Here is an 18168-nt window from a genome sequence, read left to right as displayed (position 1 = left end):
GCAGCCGAAGTGCAAGGAGACAACAAATGACAAGCCTTGACAACGCAAGGACCCTGGCCGCAGAGCAGCCCCGGGGCCACTGGCTGGGCCAGCTCGAGCCCAAGGAAAAGCGGGCGCTGACGGCCTCGTTCGGCGGCTATGCCGTGGACGCCTTCGACTACTACACGCTGCCCCTGGTCACCCCGATCCTGCTGTCGCTGTGGGGCATGAGCAAGACCGAGGTCGGCCTGATCGGCACCTCGACGCTGGTGGCCTCGGCCATCGGCGGCTGGATGGCCGGCATCCTGGCGGACCGCTACGGGCGCGTGCGCGTGCTGCAGTGGACCATCCTCGTATTCGCTCTTTTCACCTTCGCCTGCGGCCTGGCGCAGACACCGGGCCAACTGCTGCTGGCCCGCACGCTGCAGGGCCTGGGCTTTGGCGGCGAGTGGGCCGTGGGCTCGGTGCTGATCGCCGAGACCATACGGCCGGCCGTCAGGGGCAAGGCGGTGGGCCTGGTGCAAAGCAGCTGGTCCATAGGCTGGGGTGCGGCCGTGCTGGTGTCCATGGCGCTGTTCTCGTTTCTGCCGCCCGAGATGTCATGGCGGGCCATGTTCCTGCTGGGCCTGCTGCCGGCCCTGCTGATCCTGTACATACGCCGCACCGTCAAGGACCCCGAGGTCTACCTGAAGACCCGCGCCGCCGTGGGCCGGGGCGAGCGCAGCGGGCACTTCCTGGACATCTTCAAGGGCGGCATGCTCAAGACCACGGTGCTGGCCAGCCTGATGTTCACGGGCATGCAGGGCGGCTACTACGCCATTGCCGTGTGGTTGCCCACCTTCCTGAAGAACGAGCGCCACCTGACGGTGCTGGGCTCGGGCGGCTACCAGTTCATGTTCATCTTCGGCGCCTTTGCAGGCTACCTGTGCGGTGCCTACGCCTCCGACCGGCTGGGCCGGCGCCTGGCCTTCACGCTGTTCGCCATCGGCGCCGGCAGCCTGGCCTATGCCTATACGCTGCTGCCCATCACCGATGCCTGGATGCTGGTGCTGGGCTTTCCGCTGGGCTTTTTCATGTCGGGCATCTTCAGCGGCGCCGGAGCCTTCCTGGCCGAGCTGTTCCCCAACGAACTGCGAGGCTCTGGCCAGGGCTTTTGCTACAACTTCGGCCGCGGCATCGGGGCCACCTTTCCTGCGCTGGTGGGCGTGTTCAGCGACCGGCTGGGCCTGTCGCTGGGCACGGCCATCGGCATCTGCGCCACGGCCGGCTACCTGATGGTGGTGTTGTTCGCCATGTGCCTGCCGGAGACGCGGGGCCGGGATCTGGCCGCGCAGTGAAGCGCTGGCCAGACCGGCCACGGCACGCTCAGTAGCTGCCCATGTAGTCGCGCTTGCCGACCTCGACACCGTTGTGGCGCAGCAGGGCATAGGCGGTGGTCACATGGAAGAAGAACTGCGGCAGGCCGTAGTGCAGCAGGTAGGCGCTGGCGGTCAGCTTCTTTTCCTTGGGCGTGCCGGGGCGCAGCACGATCTCGCGGGACTCGCTTTGCGCGAACTGCTCGGGCGCGAACGAGCCCACATGGTCCAGCGCCTTGGTGATCAGCGCCTGCAGGTCGGCAAAGCTGGTCTGCGTGTCGGGCCACGAAGGCACCTCGGCGCCGGCCAGGCGCGAGGCGATGCCCTTGGCGAAGTCCGCAGCAATCTGCACCTGGCGCACCAGCGGGAACATGTCGGGGAACAGGCGGGCCTGCAGCAGGGCGTCGGGATCGATGTTCTTCTGCGCGGCGTGTTCCTCGGCCTTTTTGAGCACGTCGGACAGGGCCTTCAGCATCTGCTGCAGGACGGGAATGGAGGCGGTGTACAGGGGGCTGGTCATTGCGGGCTCGCTAAGGATTGTGAAGGGCTGGCAATCGCATGCATCTGCATCCATCGCCAGCCGGCACAGGCTAACAGCAACTGCTTTCACTTGCCGCCTGCGCTAGCATGCGCGCCATGCAAATCCCTGAAGCCGCTCCCTCGTTCGCATGCCTTGGCCAGGCCGGATTCGGCGCCGCCATCTTCGACATGGACGGCCTGCTCATAGACTCCGAGCCCTTCTGGAAGCGTGCCGAGCGCGAGTCCTTTGCCGAGGTCGGCATCGACATCACGGCCGAGATGTCCCGCGTGACGGCGCCCATGACCACGGCGCAGGTTGCCGCGCACTGGTATGCCCACCGGCCCTGGCAGGGGCCCAGCCAGCGCGAGCTGGAGAGCCGCGTGGTCGCGCGCGTGGCGGCCCTGGTCAGCGCGCATGGACAGGCCCTGCCCGGCGTGCGCGAAACACTGGGCGCCTGCCGCGCCCTGGGCTGGCGCGTGGCGCTGGCTTCGAACTCTCCTTTGTCTTTGTGCCACCACACCCTGGATGCGCTGGGCCTGCGGCCGGCGTTCGACGCCATCGTCTCGGCCGAGCAGGTGGTGCGCGGCAAGCCCGAGCCCGACATCTACCACTTCGCGGCGCAACGCCTGGGCGTGCCGGCCGGGCGCTGCCTGGTGTTCGAGGACTCGGTCTCGGGAACACATGCGGCGCGGCAGGCCGGCATGACCGTCATCGCCGTGCCGTCCGAGGACCAGTGCTTCGACGGGGCGCAGCCTGCGCCGAACTGGGTGGTGCCCACGCTGGTGGCGCTGCATGGGGCAGCGGGCCGGTAAGGCATCCGCAGCACCCGCATCGCATGGCGCGTGCCGGCCGCAAGGGTGTTGATGAGAACCATTCTCAGTACAATCGCCGCCCGTGCCGTTCTTCTTCGTCCTGTCCGTTTCCCATGCTGGCGTGCCTGCCTGCGTCCTGACCGCTGTGCCGGGAGCCTGCCCGTGAGCGCGCGCGTGCCTGGCGCGGACGATGATGCCGCCCCCTCCCTGCTGGCCCGCGTGTATGCACGCTGGCACCAGCCTCTGCGCCGCCTGCTGGGCCGGCAGATGCGCAACCGCGAGGATGCCGAGGATGCGGTGCAGGAGGTCTTCGTGCGCTATGCGGCCTCGGGCAAGGCCCTGCCGCCCGAGGAGCAGGAGCCCTATCTGCGCGTGATCGCCCGCCATGTATCGCACGATGCCTGGCGCCGCTCGGCGGGCGCGCCGGGGCGCGAATCGGTCTCGCTGGATGAACACATGGAACTGGCGCAGCAATTGCCGGCCGGCGAAGGCTCGGACCCCCTGCAGGCGGCGCACCACCGCGAGCGCCTGGGCCGGCTGGAGCAGGCCATGGCCGAGCTGCCCGAGCGCCGCCGCGAGGCCTTCGTGCTGCACAGCATCGACGGGCTCACGCAGACCGAGGTGGCGCAGCGCATGGGCATTTCGCGCCGCATGGTGCACAACCATGTGACGCTGGCCATGGCCTATTGCGAGCTGCGCGTGCAGTACGGCAGCGCCGAAGACATGCGCCTGATGCAGGGCCTGCTGGCGCAGGCCGCGACGGACGGGGAGGGCCGGGAATGACGCTGACCCCGCAACGCCTGCAACTGCACGCCCGCGCTGCCGACTACTTCGCCCGCCGCCGCGAAGCCGACTGGACCGGCGCCGACGAGCGCGAACTCGACGCCTGGCTGGCCGCCGACCCGCAGCACCGCAGCATCTTCGAGAGCCTGGGGCGCACGGTGCTGGACCTGCAGCAGTTGCGCAGGCCGGCGCTGGCCTGCGACGCGGCTGCTGCGCCGCAAGCCAGGGCGAGCGGGCCGCGTGCGCAGACACAGGCCCACTTGCCCGCGCCGGCGCGTCAGCGCACACGCCGCGGCCTGATGCCGGCGTTGCTGTCGGTGGCTCTGGTCACGACGCTGGCCCTGGGCGGCGGCTGGTATGCCTGGGACAACCACGCAAGCCATGTGATCGAGATGGCCACCGGCCCCGGCGAGGTGCGCGAGGCTGAACTGCCCGATGGCACGCGGGTCACGCTGAATTTTTCCTCCAGGCTGCAGGTGCGCTACTACCCGCGCCGCCGCGAGACGGTGCTGGACCAGGGCGAGGCCTTCTTCCAGGTCGCCGCCGACCGCTCGCGGCCCTTCACCGTGGACTGCGGCGCCAGCCAGATCCGCGTGGTGGGCACGGCCTTCAATGTGCGCGCCGGGCCGCCAGCGCTGGTGGTCAAGGTGCTGGAGGGCAAGGTGGAGCTGCGCCCCGATCGCCATGCGGCGGACGACCGGCGCCTGCTGCTGGGCGCGGGCGCAGGCATGTCCGTCGATGCCCGCGACGGCACACGGCAGCCGCTGGCCGCGGGCGCGGACACCGTGGGCGACTGGCGCAGCGGCCAGCTGGTGTTCCAGCAGGCGCCGCTGACCCAGGTGGCAGCCGATCTGGCCCGCTACCTGGGCCAGCCCGTACGGGTGGATGGCGATGCGCGGCTGGCCGCGCTGTCCGTGTCCGGCGTGGCGCTGACCGGCAAGCCCGAGGTGTTTCTGCGCTCGCTGCCGCACTTGTTGCCGGTGCGTGTGCAGGCCGAAGCGCAGGGCGGCTGGCGAATCTCGGCGCATTGAGTGCCTTGTCTATTTGTAAATTAATGTAAACAACCCGCTTTCTCGGTTCGTCCACGTTCCCACTTTGGCGCGGCAGCGGGTTTTACCTTCATGGAGGCCGGGTTTTCTCGCGCCTCCATGGTTGCCAGCCAGGCCGCTGCCCAGTGCACAGCTCAGCCAACAACCGCGACGGCCGCGCACGCGCGTGGCGGGTGGACGCTCAACTGTCTGCCTGCCACCCACCGCGCACACCGCGACAGCGGGCAATGGACACAGTGCAGCAGGAGCAGGGATGCAAGCAGGAAAAGAACACGGCAGCGCCGCCATGGGCGCTGGCATTTGGGGAGGAGAGTTTCAGCGCAGGGGCAGGCCATGGCGGCGGGCAAGGATGCCGTCGCTGGTGGCCGCAGCCCTGGTCGCGCTGGCGCAGCCGGCGGTGCAGGCGCAGCAGCCATCGTCCGTGCAGGCGGGGCAGGCGGGCCAGGCAGGGGAGCTGGCCTTCAGCATCGCGCCCCAGCCGCTGGCCGGCGCGCTGCGCCAGTTCACGCAGCAGGCCCAGCACCAGGTGCTGTTCGATCCGCAGATCGTTGCAGGCCGCACTTCGCCGGCCTTGCAGGGCCGCTTCACGCCGCGCCAGGCGCTGGACCGGCTGCTGGCCGGCACCGGCGTGACCGTGATCGACGCCGTACCGGGCGCCTACACGCTGAAGGCACCGGCCAGGGAGCCGTCGCCGGCAGCCGATGCTGCGCTGGGCACGGTGCTGGTCACGGCCCAGGCACACGCTGGCGATACCACGGAGGGTTCGGGCTCCTATGCGGCCTCGCGCGTGTCGCTGGGCAAGGGGCAGAGCGTGCGCGAGACGCCGCAGTCCATCTCCGTGGTCACACGCCAGCGCATCGAGGACCAGGGCCTGGTCTCCGTGGGCGACGTGATGCAGCAGACCACGGGCGTGACGGTGGACTACGCGGGCTCGGGCGGCCTGGGCGGCACGGCCAACAGCTTCTACGCGCGGGGCTTCCAGATCAGCAATGTCCAGATCAACGGAGCGGCGGTGGACGCCTTCAGCCAGGGCACCTTCGACCCCAACATGGCCATGTACGACAGCGTGCAGGTGATCCGCGGCGCGGACGGCCTGTACAGCGGCAATGGCGAGCCCGGCGGCTCCATCAACCTGGTGAGAAAGCGCCCCACGGCACAGCCGCAGGTGCTGGCCTCGGCCTCGGTGGGCAGCTGGAACCAGCGCCGTGCAGAACTTGATGTGGCGGGCCCCCTGGCTGCCGATGGCCGGGTGCGCGGCCGCGCCGTGCTGGCGCACAGCGACCGCGAGTTCTTCTATGACTACGCCGATGCGCGCAACACCTTGCTCTACGGCATCGTGGAAGCCGATCTCACGCCTGCGACCAAGCTGACCCTGGGCGGCAGCTACGACAAGTCGGCCAGCCTGCCTTGGCGCGGTGGCCTGCCGCGCGCGGCCAATGGCGACGATCTGCACCTGCCGCGCCATACGGCACTCATGGCGGGCTGGGGCCATTACGACAGGACCAACAAGGAGCTGTTTGCCCAGCTGGAACAGAAGCTGGAGGGCGACTGGCGCGTCCGCGCCCATGCCAACTATGTCAAGGTGGACAGCGACAGCCGGTTGGCCGACGTCACCGGCGCGGTCGATCCGACGACGGGCCTGGGAGCCACGCTCAACGGCTTCTCCAACGACTTCTATTCCACCAAGAAGGCGCTGGATGCCAACGTCAGCGGAACGTTCTCCCTGCTGGGGCGCAGGCACCGGCTGCTGCTGGGCGCGGACTGGGCCAAGATCCGTGACACGCAGGACACCTTTCTGTCCGAGGTGGACATGCCGGGGGGCATCAACGTGTTCGGCTTCGACCCGGGCGCCATTCCCCTGCCCAGCTTCGTCTGGAAGACGCGCAGCTTCGCGGGCTATGGCGCCACGCAGAAGGGCCTGTACGGCCGGCTCAACCTGAGCCTGACGGACCGCCTGACCGCCATCGTCGGCGCGCGCCGCGCCAGCTACGACACGCAGACGCCCTGGCTGCGCTTCGACCGGGCCGGCAATCTCACCAGCCGCATCGTGTCGTCCTATGGCGAGAGCGGCATCTTCACGCCCTACGGTGGCCTGGTCTACGACATCGACGACCGCTGGACGGCCTACGGCAGCGTCGCCGAGATCCACAAGTCCCAGGCCGACAAGCTGGGTGGGCCCTTGCCCGGCACGCCGCTGGACCCCATCAAGGGCCGCAATTTCGAGCTGGGCGCCAAGGGCGAGTTCAACGAGGGCCGGCTGATGGCCTCCATGGCCCTGTACCGCATAGAGCGCAATGGCGAGGCCGTGGCCGATCCCTCCTACCCCAACACCGACATCGGCGACGCGGGCCTGAACTGCTGCTGGCTGAGCAAGGGCAAGGTGGTCAGCCAGGGCGTGGAAGGCGAGATCTCGGGCGAGCTGGCGCGTGGCTGGCAGCTGTTTGCCGGCTACACCTTCAACCGCAACCACAACAAGACGCCGGGCATCGAAGGCATCTACCACTCCGTCACGCCCAAGCATCTGTTCAAGCTGTGGAGCACCTACCGCCTGCCCGGCGAGCTGTCGCAATGGACGATTGGCGGTGGCGCCAATATCCAGAGCGCGCATTTCGTGAGCGGCTCGGCCAATGCCTTCAATCCTGACACGGGCAAGTTCGACGGCGCGGCCGTGCCCTTCAAGTTCAGCCAGGGCGGCTATGCCGTGTGGAATGCCAGCGTGCAGTACCGCATCAACCGCAACTGGCAGGCCGTGCTCAACCTGAACAACCTGTTCGACAAGGTCTACTACCGCACGGTGGGCACCAGCGGCGGCAACAACTGGTATGGCGAGCCTCGCAATGTGATGCTGACGCTGCGCGGAACGTTCTGAGGCACCCCTGAGCGGCTGCGCCGCTTCCCCCTCTCTTCGGAGGGGGCGGACACCCTCTGGGCGTGGCGCCCAACGCCAGCAACCTGCTGGACAGGCGCTGCTACGTGCCTTCGTTCAACACGGTGTCGGGCAACAACTGCTACGGCGCACCGCGCTCGCTGCTGCTGACGCTAAGCGCCGCGTATCTGGCGCGTGCTATGCGGCAGCGGCCGCCGCAACGCCGAACTCCTCGCTGTCCGCCTGGGCACCGTCGTCGAACACCAGGCGGCGCTCGGGCCAGCGCATGGCGGCAAGCTTGAAGCGCTGCTGCGGGTCCTCGCCCGCCAGGCGGGCATTCCAGCGGCCGCCGACCGAGTAGTCCACGCAGAACACATTGCCGCGCCGGCCGTGCCAGGACAGCGGGCCCGTCTGGCCGAACAGGTTCTCGGCCTGGGCACCATGGAAGGACGGGCCGCCGCGATTCAGGCGCCGCCAGTAGTGGCCCACGACCACGGCCTGGGCATCCTCGTATTCGTTCCACCAGGCCACGCGCTCGACGAAGCGCCACTTGCCGCCCGCGTAGAAGGGGTTGCGGCATTCGCGCTCCACGCCCGAGGTCAGCACCTTCAGCGGATTGACCATGGCCTTGGCCAGCTCGCTTTCGCTGTGCGCGGGCAGGAAGGGCGGCAGCCAGTTGCGGTCTTCCAGGTCGTGCGGCCATTGCCGGCGCTCGGCGCGCATGCGTTCGGCCACCTTGTTGACCTGGGCCTGCTGGGCGGCCACGGCCTCGAAGTGGTCATAGGCGCTGCGCGCGCTGCCTGGCGGCAGCTCGCGCGCCATGGCGATCTGCTGCGGGCGCCAGGCCGCGTGGACCACGCGCAGGTCCTCGCGCTCCATGGCGATGGGCAGCCGCTCCAGCAAGGCCAGGGTGTCGGGGATATCGCACAGCGGCATGCGTGCGAACGGGGCGTACTTGGGTGTGTCGGAGGCCACGCGGCTGTCGAAGAACCAGCCGGAGCCGTCCTTGGCATCCTCGCGCAGCAGGTTGATTTCGTGGTTGCCGAGCACGGCCAGCGCATGGCCCGACTCCAGCATGGGCACCACGCGGGCCAGCACGCCCGGGCTGTCGGGACCCCGGTCGCAGAAGTCGCCCACGAAGACCAGGCGCCTGCCCTGGGGGTGGCGGCCCAGCGCGTCGTAGCCCAGGTGCCCCAGCAGATGCTCCAGCGCTTCGGCTTCGCCATGGATGTCGCCGACGATGTCGAGCGGACCGGGGGGCAGGGGCTGGACGAGGCTCATGGCGGAAAGATGCAAAAGACGGCGCAGGCTTGGAAAACCGACATTATTTGCACAGACCCGCCGTGCCCGCCAGCCCCGTTTGCGACAGGACCGTGTCAGCGCCGTTGCAGGCGCACAAAGCTGTAGGGCAGGCCGTTGGCTGCCACATGGCGGCTGCGCGAGACTTCCTGCCACTCGGGGCCCGGCGTGGGCGCGAAGGCGTCGCCTTCGTAGTCGCGTTCGATTTCAGTCACCTCGATGCTGTCGGCCAGCGGCAGGGCCTGGGCGTAGATCTGGGCACCGCCCATGACCCACACGTCGGCGGATGCCTGGCGGCCCAGCGCCAGGGCCTGCTCCAGGCTGGTGGCATGCAGCACGCCGGGGGCGGCCGGCTCGGGCGCCCAGTCCGCCTGGCGCGTGACCACGATGTTGGTGCGCCCGGGCAGCGGCCTGAAGCGGGCCGGCAGCGAGTCCCAGGTCTTGCGGCCCATGACCACGGCCGAGCCCTGGGTCAATTGCTTGAAGTGCGCCAGGTCCTCGGGCAGGTGCCAGGGCATGGCATTGTCCTTGCCGATGACGCCGTTGGCGGCGCGTGCGTAGATGAGATGGATGGCCATCGGGCGGGTCTTTCTGCTGCCTCAGACGGCCACGGGGGCCTTGATGGGCTCGTGGTGCTGGTAGCCGACGACCTCGAAGTCCTCGTACTCGTAGCCGAAGATGGAGTCGGGCCGGCGCTTGATCTGCAGCGTCGGGTAGGCGAAGGGCTGGCGCGCCAGCTGGGTCTCGACCTGGGTGAAGTGGTTGTTGTAGATGTGGCAGTCGCCACCGGTCCAGACGAAGTCGCCCACCTCCAGGTCGCATTGCTGGGCCAGCATGTGGGTCAGCAGCGCGTAGCTGGCGATGTTGAAGGGAACGCCCAGGAAGATGTCCGCGCTGCGCTGGTACAGCTGGCAGCTGAGCTTGCCGTCGGCCACGTAGAACTGGAAGAAGGCGTGGCAGGGCATGAGCGCCATCTGCGGCAGGTCGGCCACGTTCCAGGCGCTGACGATGATGCGGCGGCTGTCCGGGTTGCTCTTGAGCTGCTTGACCACTTCGGCGATCTGGTCGATGTGGCCGCCGTCCGGCGTCGGCCAGTTGCGCCATTGCACGCCATAGACCGGGCCCAGGTCGCCGTCCTCGCGGGCCCATTCGTCCCAGATGGTGCAGCCGCGCTCCTGCAGCCAGCGCACATTGCTGTCGCCGCGCAGGAACCACAGCAGTTCCAGGATGATGGACTTGAGGTGCACCTTCTTGGTGGTGACCAGCGGAAAGCCTTCGGACAGGTCGAAGCGCATCTGGTGGCCGAACACGCTGCGCGTGCCCGTGCCGGTACGGTCGGTCTTGGACACGCCGTGCTCGTACACATGGCGCATGAAATCTTCGTACTGGGAGCGGGCTGGGCGGGGCGCAGGAGTCGTGTTCATCTTCCGGATTATCCCTTGATGAATACGGCGCCTTGTCCGACGGTATCCATGCCCCTTGAAACAAGGTCTGGCGCCCCGGGTGAGAAAATGCCCGCAGACTGGTGCCGGTGCATTGCCCAGGCTTTCGCACCGGCGTCACCGCTTTTTTCGCATCCGCTTTGACAAGGAGCTTGCGCATGTCTTCCATGCTCTCCCCCTGGCAGGCCGCCGTTGCATTGGGTGTCGCCATGCTGGCGCTGACAGCCTGCGATCCGCGTTCTCCCTCCGTCCCGACTCCCAAGGCCGCGCAGTCCGTCGCACTCGATGTGGCTGCACCAGCCCCGGAATTGGTGCTGGCGTTTCCCGCGCGCACGCGCATGCCCTCCACCGCCAAGGCGGGGGAGCCCGGCCTGGACAGCCTGGCCGAGTACGTGGGCAAGTATCCCTACGACGGCACCAACTACCTGGAGCAGGGCGTGCTGGCCGACCGGCTCAAGGCGCTGCTGGGCACCAGCTACCCGACCCTGCTGAGCAATATGCGTACCGTGGGCCCGCTGACCAAGGAAGGAGATGTCTGGAGCATCGTCGGCCTGCGCCCGCACCAGGGCGGCGAGGAAATGGGCGCCATCGTGATCGATCCCGCCCGCAATGCCCTGCGCGTGTGGCTGCTCACCGGCGGCAAACAGTCCGACTTCTCCGATGCGGCCGGCGCCGACATCGCCTGGCCCGAACAGGTCAACAAGACGATGGCCAATATCGAGGCCAAACCGGTTTCCTGACAAGGCAGGCACGTGCCGCTCCTGGCTCAGGACGGCGCGTGCAAACCCGGCGCTGCCCCAGAAGGGGCGGCGTTGCGCTCAGGAGGCTTGCCTTGGCAGGATGCAGCCCGGGTTCATCAGTCCCTGCGGGTCCAGCGCCTGCTTGATGGCGCGCATCATGCCCAGCGCCACGGGGGACTGGTACTTCTGCAGCTTGTCCACCTTGAGCGCACCCACGCCGTGCTCGGCCGAGAACGAGCCGCCGAATTCGGCCACGGCTTCATAGACGAGGTGGTTGACCAGGTGCTCTCGCTCGTTGAGGAAGGCCTTGGCGTCACCGCCCTCGGGCGCCTGCACGTTGTAGTGCAGGTTGCCGTCGCCCAGGTGGCCGAAGTTGACCAGGCGCACGCCAGGGATCTCGCGCTGCAGCACGGCATCGGTGTGCTCGACGAAGGCGGGGATGCGCGATGCGGCGATGGAGATGTCGTGCTTGATGTTCAGGCCTTCCTCGGCCTGGGCCAGCGGAATGCTTTCGCGGATGTGCCACAGCTCATGGGCCTGCGACAGGCTTTCGGCCACCACGGCGTCGAGCACGCAGCCGTCCTCGAAGGCCAGCTCCAGCAGCGCCTCGAAACGCTCGCGCGCATGCTGCTCGGACTCGCTGTCCGAATTCTCGACCAGCACGTAGTAGGGCGGCGCGCCGATCAGCCCGGCAAAGGGCACGCGCAGCTGGGGCATGTGCTTGATCACCAGCGACAGAGCGAACTGGCCCATGACCTCGAAGCCCGTCAGGCCCGCGCCCAGGTACTGGTGCGCCATGCCCAGCAGGCGCACGGCCGCTTCCATGGAGGGCACGGCGGCGAAGGCCGTGAGCTGGGCCGCAGGCTGGGGGAACAGCTTCATGGTGGCGGCGGTGATGATGCCCAGCGTGCCTTCGCTGCCGATGAACAGGTCGCGCAGGTCGTAGCCGGTGTTGTCCTTGCGCAGGCCCTTGAGGCCGTCCCAGATCTCGCCCTGCGGGGTGACCACTTCCAGGCCCAGGCACAGCTCGCGCGTGTTGCCGTAGCGCACCACCTGGGTGCCGCCCGCATTCGTTCCCAGGTTGCCACCAATGGTGCAGCTGCCTTCGGCGGCCAGCGACAGCGGGAACAGCAGGCCCTCTTTCTCGGCAAGCTCCTGCAGGCTTTGCAGGATGCAGCCGGCCTCGACGGTGAAGCTCAGGTTGTCGCGGTCGATGTTGCGCACGGCATTCATGCGCGTGAGGCTGAGCACGACCTGCGTGCCGCTGTCGTCCGGCGTGGAGCCCACCGACAGGCCGGTGTTTCCGCCCTGCGGGATGATGCTGGTGCCTGCGGCCGCGCATTCGCGCACCACGGCGGCCACCTCGGCCGTGCTGGCCGGGCGTACCACGGCCAGGGACTTGCCGCGCACGCGGCGGCGCCAATCCTGTTCGTAGGCCACAAGGTCGCCCTCAGTGAGGACATGGGCTTCGCCGACGATCTGGCGCAGGCGTTCAAGCAGTGCAGTCATGTTGCAACTTCTTTCAAAGACGTGAAGGCATGAAAACGGGGGGCTCAGCCGCCGGCCGCCTGGGCCGCGCGGCGCGCGCTGCGCTGGCGCCAGCGCACATGCAGGGCGCAGGCGGTGAACAGCATCAGGCACAGGAAAACTTCGAGCAGCGCCAGCCAGCGCCCGGGCGCGGGGTCGCTCCAGGCGCGCACCACGCCCTCGGTGAAATAGATCCACACCAGCAGGCTGACCCAGCGGTAGGTATACATGCGGTGCTTGAGCAGGCCGATCAGCGGAATCGCCAGCGGCAGGGCCTTGAGCACAAGCCAGGAGCCCCCGGGCCGCATGGGCGCCAGCCACAGTTCCCAGGCCAGGCTCAGCACGATCAGGCCCATGAGGCTGGAGACCGCCAGCCAGCGGGTGGCGGCGACATCGGCGCCGGGGCGAGAAATGGAATCAGTCATCGGGGTGGCATCATATCGGCCATGGTCTTGACCTTTGAACATGTGATTGCTTGGATGGCCGCGCCCGCTGCAGACATGCGCCTTGCGGCGGAGATGTGGCGATGAGCGGCGGCCCCGAAAAGGAGCCCGTCGATGGCCTGGAGGATGGCTCCCTGGCGCTTCCCGTTCCTGCCCGGGAGCGCAGCCTGTCCCTGGCCGAGCCGCCCGAGCCTGCGGTGCCGAGATCGTGGCGCGAACGCTGGCGCTGCTTTCCATGGCGCAATACCGCACACACGCTGCGCGAACGCTTTCGCGAGGACCGGCTGGGCGTGACCGCCAGCAGCCTGACCTTCACCACGGTGCTGGCCCTGGTGCCTTTCTTCACGGTGGCGCTGGCGCTGTTCACGGCGTTTCCCATCTTCTCCCGCGTGCAGATCGTGCTGGAGCGCTGGCTGATCGACAGCCTGATCCCCGAGACCATCGCGCGCCAGGTGCTGGGCTATCTGACGCAGTTCGCCTCCAAGGCCAGCCAGCTGGGCATGGCGGGGTTTTCCATTCTGGTGATCACGGCGGTGGCGCTGATCCTCACCATTGACCGCACGCTCAACAACATCTGGCGCGTGCGCCAGTTGCGGCCGCTGGGCCAGCGCGTGCTGATCTACTGGGCGGCGATCACGCTGGGCCCCCTGGTGCTGGGCCTGAGCCTGGTGCTGTCGTCCTATGTGATGTCGGCCTCGCGCGGGCTGGTTAATGCGCTGCCCGAAGGCTTGCGCTTCATCTTCGATTCCATCGAGTTCCTGGCGCTGGCCGCTGGCATGGCGGGCCTGTACCACTACGTGCCCAACACGGCGGTGCGCTGGCGCCATGCCTGGGTGGGCGGCCTGTTCGTGGCCACCTGCATGGAGCTGGCGAAGAAGGCGCTGGGCCTGTACCTGGCCTCGGTGCCTACCTATTCGGTCATCTACGGCACCTTCGCCACGCTGCCCATCCTGCTGATCTGGATCTACATGGCCTGGGTCATCGTGCTGCTGGGCGCCGTGGTCACGGCCTACCTGCCCATCGTGATGGCGGGCGTGCAGCGCATGCCGGGCCAGCAGGGCTGGCAGTTCGAGATGGCCGTGGAGATCCTGCAGTACCTCGCACAGGAGCGCGAGTCGCCCGCCAAGGGCTTGTACGCCAGCGATCTGGCGCGGCGCCTGCGTGTGGACTGGCAGCAGATCGATCCGGTGCTGCAGGCGCTGTCGGTGCTGGACTGGGTGGGCACGGTGCAGGCCCCCGGCACTGTGGCGGCCAGCGAAGGCCCCGAGCCCCGCTACATGCTGCTGGTGGAGCCCCATCGCACGCCGCTGCAGCCGCTGGTGCAGCGTCTGCTGCTGGCGCCGTCGCCGGCCGTGCAGCCGCTGTGGGATCGCACGGGGCTGGCAGGCATGACGCTGGCCGATCTGCTGGAGCAAAGGCCGCAGGCTCCGGTCTAGAGCGGGATGCGGCCCGTCAGGGTGTCGCGCCACATCACCCAGTCGCCGCGAAAGCTGTAGAGCGGGCGCTTGAAGCTGGCGGGCCGGTTCTTCTCGAAGCCGAAATGCCCTATCCAGGCAAAGCCGTAGCCAAACAGCAGGCCGCCCAGCAGGAACCAGAAATTGCCGGTCAGGAACAGCGCGAACAGGCACAGCAGCGCCAGCGTGGAGCCCACGAAGTGCAGGCGCCGGCAGGTGCGGTTGCTGTGCTCCTGCAGGTAGAACGGATAGAACTCGGCAAAGCTCTTGAACTGGCGCGGGTCCACGGCAGCCTGTGCGGCGCCGGGCAGGGGAGCGGAAGCGTGTGACATGGCAGGCCTTCGCGAGCATGGGGTAGGGTCAACTTATACGCTGCTGCCTTGCCGCTCACCATCGGAGGAACCCGCGCGCCCAGGTTCGCAAAAGCTGCCCCGAGAGAGACAAAAGCTGCCGCATTCCGCCCTGCGCGTCGCCACGGTGTCGCCCTCTGGCGGCATGCGGGCGCATGATGTCTGCCGGGCCGGCGCTGACCGGCATGGAGTTTTTCGATGCCTTCCTCCTGCATGACCGACATCCCCGCATCCCTGAGCGAAACCCGCATTTCCACGCCCCAGGGCAGCATCTACGTCAGGCGCTGGCAGGCGCCGGCGGCCGGCGAAGAGTCCCTGGCCCGCGCGCCCATCGTGCTGCTGCACGACTCGCTGGGTTCGGTGGCGCTGTGGCGTGATTTCCCGCAGCAACTGGCCGAGGCCACGCGCCGCGATGTGCTGGCCTACGACCGGCTGGGCTTTGGCCAGTCCGACCCCTATCCGGGCACGCTGGGGCCGGGCTTTGTGGCCCGGGAGGCAGAGACCGTGTTTCCGGCAGTGCACCAGGGGCTGGGCCTTGGGGATTTCATCGTGCTGGGCCACAGCGTGGGCGGCGGCATGGCCGCCATGGTGGCGGCCCGATACGGCGCGCAGTGCAAGGCGGTGGTCACGGAGTCCGCCCAGGCCTTCGTGGAAGATCGCACCTTGCAGGGCATTCGTGCGGCCCAACAGGATTTCGCCCGGCCCGGCCAGCTGGCGCGCCTGGAGAAATACCACGGCGACAAGGCCGCCTGGGTGCTGTCTGCCTGGGTCGATACCTGGCTGTCGCAGCCGTTTGCCGACTACCGGCTGGACGAGGCGCTGGAGCGCGTGCGCTGCCCGGTGCTGGCCATCCACGGCGAGCATGACGAGTTCGGCTCCCTGGTCCACCCCGAGCGTATCCGCGACCGGGCGCGCGGCCCTGTGGAGGTGGAGATCGTGGCCGGTGGCGGCCACGTCCCCCACCGCGAACAGCCCGAGCGCATCGCCCAGCGCATCGCCCGCTTCCTGGCACGGGTCTGATCCCGGGTGGGCTTCATGGGCCGGCCTGGGCGGACGCCGAGAGCTCCGGCGGAAACAGCTTCTTCTTGATCACGGCGTGCACGCCCCAGTTGCCGTCCACCACCTGCGTCACGGCGAAGTCCACGGCCACGGAGATCAGTGATACGGCCTCGTCCTCGTCCAGCCCGTGGGCCAGCATCAGATAGCGCCTTGCCTTGTGGAAGGCGTCACGCATGGCGCCTTCCAGCGATGACTTGCGATAGACCTGGGACTGCGCCTGGCTGCCCAGTTCGGCCAGGTGGTCGGTGAAGCTGAAGCCCTGTATCACCCACTCGGAGCCGGTCTCCAGGAAAGGGTGGTCCAGCTCTGCAAGGAAGCGGTTGTCCAGCGCGGCGCGCTTGTGCACCCGCAGCTCGAAGCTGCCGGTCAGCGAGCATTCGATGGCCGTGCCGCACAGTTCCGAGTCGCCTTGGGATGCATGCGGGTCTCCCACCGAAAACAGCGCGCCTGGCACCGATACGGGCAGGAAGAGCGTCGCGCCCTTGCCGGCGCGCCAGTTATCCAGGTTGCCGCCGAAGTAGCTCGGCGGTATGGAGTCGATCAGGCCGGCCTCTCGCGGTGCCACGGCCAGCATGCCGAAATGCGGACGCAGCGGCACGCGTGCCTTGTCCAGCACACCAAAGCGCCGGGTGATGCTGGCGGGGTCCACGGGCACGCCCGGGTAGTCGATGGTCGGATGGACCACGCCGAAGGGGTCGGTCTGCGGCGTCCAGCGGTAGTTGTAGACGGCGCGGGCCGTGGGCTCCTCGGGCAGTGCGTGGTCGATTTCGTAGATGGTGACCACTTCGCGCTGGCGGGGCTCCGTGATCTGGTCGCGGTAGTGAAAGCCCCACCAGGCGGCGGCGTTGCTGCCGAAGACACGGCCGTGGTGGGCGGGGCTGCAGCTGGGGCGTGGCTGCACGTCGAGGATGCGTATCTCCAGCAGGTCGCCAGGTTCGGCCTCATGCACATAGACGGGGCCGGTGCAGATGTGCACGCCGAAGCCCTCGCCTGCGCCGCGGCCGTAGATCGAGGCATCCATCGGGCCCGCGCCGCGCCGGTCCACGGCCTTCTGGGCTGCGGTCCAGTGAAACACGCTTTCGGCGCCCGGATCGCCTTCGATCATGCGTTCCCAGTCGTCCGAGGCATGCTGGGTCAGCGTTTCCATGGTCACCACGTCACCCGAGCGCACCGAAAGCACGGGCTTGAGTGAACGGCTCAGGTAGCCCCAGTGCACGGTCTTGTCGGAGACCGGAAGGTAGTAGTGCTGGGGCGACGCACCGCCATTGTCTGCGTGCGCCGAGCGCTTGGGCACAAGGGCCAGCGCCTGGGCGTAGCGTGCATGGTCGCGCAGCAGGGCCTGGAACGGGCTGTGTGCCAGGCGCGCTGCGGCCGGTTCTGCACCCTGCGCAGCGCTCTCGGCGGGCGAGGGGCGTCCGCGCTGGCCGGGCGGCGCATCCTGCACGCGCGCCGGACTGGCGCGATAGGCCTTGGGAGACAGCCCATAGCGGGCCGCGAAGGCACGGCTGAAGTTGGCGGCATCGCCAAAGCCCCAGCGAAAGCACAGCTCGGCGATGGAGAAATGCTGCAGCGAGCGGTTGCTCAGATCCATGCGGCAGCGCTCCAGCCGGCGTTCGCGCAGGTAGGTGCTGAAGCTGGTGGCCGCTCCCTTGAACAGCTTTTGCAGATAGCGCGTGGACAGCCCCTCGGCTTCGGCGATGGCATCGATGGACAGCTCGGCATCGCCCAGCCGGGTTTCGATGGCGCGGCAGATGCGGCGCAGATGGCCAAGCTGCACGGCGCTGGGCGGCTCGGTCGCCTCGGCCTGCTCCTGGTCGGGATTGCCGGCGCGCGGTGTCAGGCAGGTGACCAGCATGTCGGTGAGCGTGGCCTCCACCGACAGCAGATCGTCCTGTGCCAGTGTGTCGATCTGCTCTGCCAGTGAGGCCGCCATTGCCATGCACATGGCCCCCACACCGCCTGTCCCGCCGATGTGCCTGGCCTCGGGCGGGCACGAGCGCAGCAGGCGCAGCAGAAAGCTCGAAGACTCCAGCCGCGCAAGCAGCAGGCGGCCGTCGCCGGGCAACTGCAGCTGCCATTCCCGGTCTGACTCCAGCAGCAGTGCGGAGCCGGCCTTGAGCGGGAACGCGGCGTCCTCGACCACCGCATCGGCGCTGCCTTGCAGCAAGGCGCACAGCAGCAGGCCCGGGCCGCGCAGCCGCTTGGCCACGGCCCGCAGCGTCAGCGGCGAGGTGGCCAGCGTAATGAATACCGATCCCAGTGGCGAGCTGCGCAGCGCCAGGTGGGTGGCCGGTGGCGTGGGCGCTTCGCCATGGATGTCTGCCCTGGACAGCGCCTCATTGAGCGCAGCCTGCCGCAAGGCATCGGGAAATGCGTGGGTGGAAAAGCGTCTTGGATCGTCGTGCATCAGGGGCGAACTATGAACTGCCGCGTACTGCCTGTCCAAGCCCGGCGCACCGGATGGCAGCCGCGACAAGTTTTTGTGCGCGC

16 protein-coding genes are annotated in these 18168 nt (G+C 68.4%); 8 read left to right on the top strand and 8 right to left on the bottom strand.

Going from position 1 to position 18168, the window contains the following annotated elements:
• Positions 1-26: 26 nt before the first annotated feature.
• Positions 27-1316, top strand: coding sequence for an MFS transporter (locus ACF8NF_RS00850; protein ID WP_392449914.1), 1290 nt, complete (start codon positions 27-29; stop codon positions 1314-1316).
• Positions 1317-1344: 28 nt separating this feature from the next.
• On the opposite strand, the gene ACF8NF_RS00845 is transcribed toward ACF8NF_RS00850, so the two are convergent.
• Positions 1345-1854 (bottom strand): DUF1993 family protein, encoded by a 510-nt coding sequence (locus ACF8NF_RS00845; RefSeq protein ID WP_016447516.1) that lies wholly within the window; start codon positions 1852-1854, stop codon positions 1345-1347.
• 116 nt (positions 1855-1970) lie between these two features.
• Here ACF8NF_RS00845 and hxpB point away from each other — a divergent pair, with 116 nt between their 5' ends.
• From hxpB to ACF8NF_RS00825, 4 genes are all read left to right on the top strand, one after another.
• Positions 1971-2666 carry a hexitol phosphatase HxpB gene (hxpB, locus tag ACF8NF_RS00840; RefSeq protein ID WP_392449913.1) on the top strand — a complete coding sequence of 232 codons (696 nt, stop codon included), beginning with the start codon at positions 1971-1973 and terminating at the stop codon, positions 2664-2666.
• A 162-nt stretch (positions 2667-2828) separates the two neighbouring features.
• Positions 2829-3449, top strand: a complete 621-nt coding sequence (locus ACF8NF_RS00835) for an RNA polymerase sigma factor (RefSeq protein ID WP_013801422.1) — start codon at positions 2829-2831, stop codon at positions 3447-3449.
• The gene (locus ACF8NF_RS00830) at positions 3446-4480 is read left to right on the top strand and encodes a FecR family protein (protein ID WP_392449912.1); all 1035 of its coding nucleotides are present in this window, start codon (positions 3446-3448) and stop codon (positions 4478-4480) included. The genes ACF8NF_RS00835 and ACF8NF_RS00830 overlap by 4 nt, the downstream gene beginning before the upstream one ends.
• 271 nt (positions 4481-4751) lie before the next feature.
• Positions 4752-7367, top strand: coding sequence for a TonB-dependent siderophore receptor (locus tag ACF8NF_RS00825; RefSeq protein ID WP_392449911.1), 2616 nt, complete (start codon positions 4752-4754; stop codon positions 7365-7367).
• A gap of 195 nt (positions 7368-7562) precedes the next feature.
• Here the strand turns inward: ACF8NF_RS00825 and ACF8NF_RS00820 are convergent, their stop codons facing one another.
• From ACF8NF_RS00820 to ACF8NF_RS00810, 3 genes are all read right to left on the bottom strand, one after another.
• On the bottom strand, positions 7563-8645 hold the full coding sequence (locus ACF8NF_RS00820) for a metallophosphoesterase (RefSeq protein WP_016447512.1): 1083 nt from the start codon (positions 8643-8645) through the stop codon (positions 7563-7565).
• A gap of 95 nt (positions 8646-8740) precedes the next feature.
• Entirely contained in the window at positions 8741-9241 is a 501-nt protein-coding gene (locus ACF8NF_RS00815; protein ID WP_016447511.1) for a dihydrofolate reductase, read from the bottom strand.
• A gap of 21 nt (positions 9242-9262) precedes the next feature.
• The gene (locus ACF8NF_RS00810) at positions 9263-10087 is read right to left on the bottom strand and encodes a thymidylate synthase (protein WP_034400291.1); all 825 of its coding nucleotides are present in this window, start codon (positions 10085-10087) and stop codon (positions 9263-9265) included.
• A 176-nt stretch (positions 10088-10263) separates the two neighbouring features.
• Between ACF8NF_RS00810 and ACF8NF_RS00805 the strand changes: the two genes are divergently transcribed.
• Positions 10264-10845 carry a hypothetical protein gene (locus tag ACF8NF_RS00805; RefSeq protein WP_016447509.1) on the top strand — a complete coding sequence of 194 codons (582 nt, stop codon included), beginning with the start codon at positions 10264-10266 and terminating at the stop codon, positions 10843-10845.
• A 78-nt stretch (positions 10846-10923) separates the two neighbouring features.
• Here the strand turns inward: ACF8NF_RS00805 and ACF8NF_RS00800 are convergent, their stop codons facing one another.
• Both ACF8NF_RS00800 and ACF8NF_RS00795 read right to left on the bottom strand, forming a co-directional pair.
• Positions 10924-12354, bottom strand: coding sequence for an FAD-binding oxidoreductase (locus tag ACF8NF_RS00800; protein ID WP_017406726.1), 1431 nt, complete (start codon positions 12352-12354; stop codon positions 10924-10926).
• Positions 12355-12398: 44 nt separating this feature from the next.
• Entirely contained in the window at positions 12399-12797 is a 399-nt protein-coding gene (locus ACF8NF_RS00795; RefSeq protein ID WP_016451330.1) for a DUF2069 domain-containing protein, read from the bottom strand.
• Between the two features lie 101 nt (positions 12798-12898).
• On the opposite strand from ACF8NF_RS00795, the gene ACF8NF_RS00790 reads away from it, so the two are divergent.
• Positions 12899-14251: a YihY family inner membrane protein gene (locus ACF8NF_RS00790; RefSeq protein ID WP_209801497.1), complete on the top strand. Its 1353-nt coding sequence runs from the start codon at positions 12899-12901 to the stop codon at positions 14249-14251.
• Here the strand turns inward: ACF8NF_RS00790 and ACF8NF_RS00785 are convergent.
• A complete protein-coding gene (locus ACF8NF_RS00785; RefSeq protein ID WP_392449909.1) occupies positions 14248-14601 on the bottom strand; it encodes an Mpo1-like protein in 354 nt (117 codons plus the stop codon). The two genes, ACF8NF_RS00790 and ACF8NF_RS00785, sit on opposite strands and share 4 nt — an antisense overlap.
• Positions 14602-14817: 216 nt before the next feature.
• On the opposite strand from ACF8NF_RS00785, the gene ACF8NF_RS00780 reads away from it, so the two are divergent.
• Entirely contained in the window at positions 14818-15639 is an 822-nt protein-coding gene (locus tag ACF8NF_RS00780; protein WP_016451331.1) for an alpha/beta fold hydrolase, read from the top strand.
• A 13-nt stretch (positions 15640-15652) separates the two neighbouring features.
• On the opposite strand, the gene ACF8NF_RS00775 is transcribed toward ACF8NF_RS00780, so the two are convergent.
• Positions 15653-18085: an acetamidase/formamidase family protein gene (locus ACF8NF_RS00775; protein ID WP_392449907.1), complete on the bottom strand. Its 2433-nt coding sequence runs from the start codon at positions 18083-18085 to the stop codon at positions 15653-15655.
• Between the last annotated feature and the right edge of the window lie 83 nt (positions 18086-18168).

Source organism: Delftia sp. WSY_22 (genome assembly GCF_043104185.1).
Classification (GTDB): Bacteria; Pseudomonadota; Gammaproteobacteria; order Burkholderiales; family Burkholderiaceae_C; genus Comamonas; species Comamonas tsuruhatensis.
The sequence above is the reverse complement of the archived record's forward strand: the minus strand, read 5'-3'. Positions and strand labels throughout refer to the sequence as shown.

Excerpts from the sequence above, each read along its gene's own strand:
- ACF8NF_RS00795 (WP_016451330.1), bottom strand. The coding sequence starts at position 12,797 with ATGACTGATTCCATTTCTCGCCCCGGCGCCGATGTCGCCGCCACCCGC.
- ACF8NF_RS00790 (WP_209801497.1), top strand. The coding sequence starts at position 12,899 with ATGAGCGGCGGCCCCGAAAAGGAGCCCGTCGATGGCCTGGAGGATGGC.
- ACF8NF_RS00805 (WP_016447509.1), top strand. The coding sequence starts at position 10,264 with ATGTCTTCCATGCTCTCCCCCTGGCAGGCCGCCGTTGCATTGGGTGTC.
- ACF8NF_RS00850 (WP_392449914.1), top strand. The coding sequence starts at position 27 with ATGACAAGCCTTGACAACGCAAGGACCCTGGCCGCAGAGCAGCCCCGG.
- ACF8NF_RS00825 (WP_392449911.1), top strand. The coding sequence starts at position 4,752 with ATGCAAGCAGGAAAAGAACACGGCAGCGCCGCCATGGGCGCTGGCATT.
- ACF8NF_RS00815 (WP_016447511.1), bottom strand. The coding sequence starts at position 9,241 with ATGGCCATCCATCTCATCTACGCACGCGCCGCCAACGGCGTCATCGGC.
- ACF8NF_RS00775 (WP_392449907.1), bottom strand. The coding sequence starts at position 18,085 with ATGCACGACGATCCAAGACGCTTTTCCACCCACGCATTTCCCGATGCC.
- ACF8NF_RS00820 (WP_016447512.1), bottom strand. The coding sequence starts at position 8,645 with ATGAGCCTCGTCCAGCCCCTGCCCCCCGGTCCGCTCGACATCGTCGGC.
- ACF8NF_RS00845 (WP_016447516.1), bottom strand. The coding sequence starts at position 1,854 with ATGACCAGCCCCCTGTACACCGCCTCCATTCCCGTCCTGCAGCAGATG.
- ACF8NF_RS00780 (WP_016451331.1), top strand. The coding sequence starts at position 14,818 with ATGCCTTCCTCCTGCATGACCGACATCCCCGCATCCCTGAGCGAAACC.
- hxpB (WP_392449913.1), top strand. The coding sequence starts at position 1,971 with ATGCAAATCCCTGAAGCCGCTCCCTCGTTCGCATGCCTTGGCCAGGCC.
- ACF8NF_RS00800 (WP_017406726.1), bottom strand. The coding sequence starts at position 12,354 with ATGACTGCACTGCTTGAACGCCTGCGCCAGATCGTCGGCGAAGCCCAT.
- ACF8NF_RS00785 (WP_392449909.1), bottom strand. The coding sequence starts at position 14,601 with ATGTCACACGCTTCCGCTCCCCTGCCCGGCGCCGCACAGGCTGCCGTG.
- ACF8NF_RS00810 (WP_034400291.1), bottom strand. The coding sequence starts at position 10,087 with ATGAACACGACTCCTGCGCCCCGCCCAGCCCGCTCCCAGTACGAAGAT.
- ACF8NF_RS00830 (WP_392449912.1), top strand. The coding sequence starts at position 3,446 with ATGACGCTGACCCCGCAACGCCTGCAACTGCACGCCCGCGCTGCCGAC.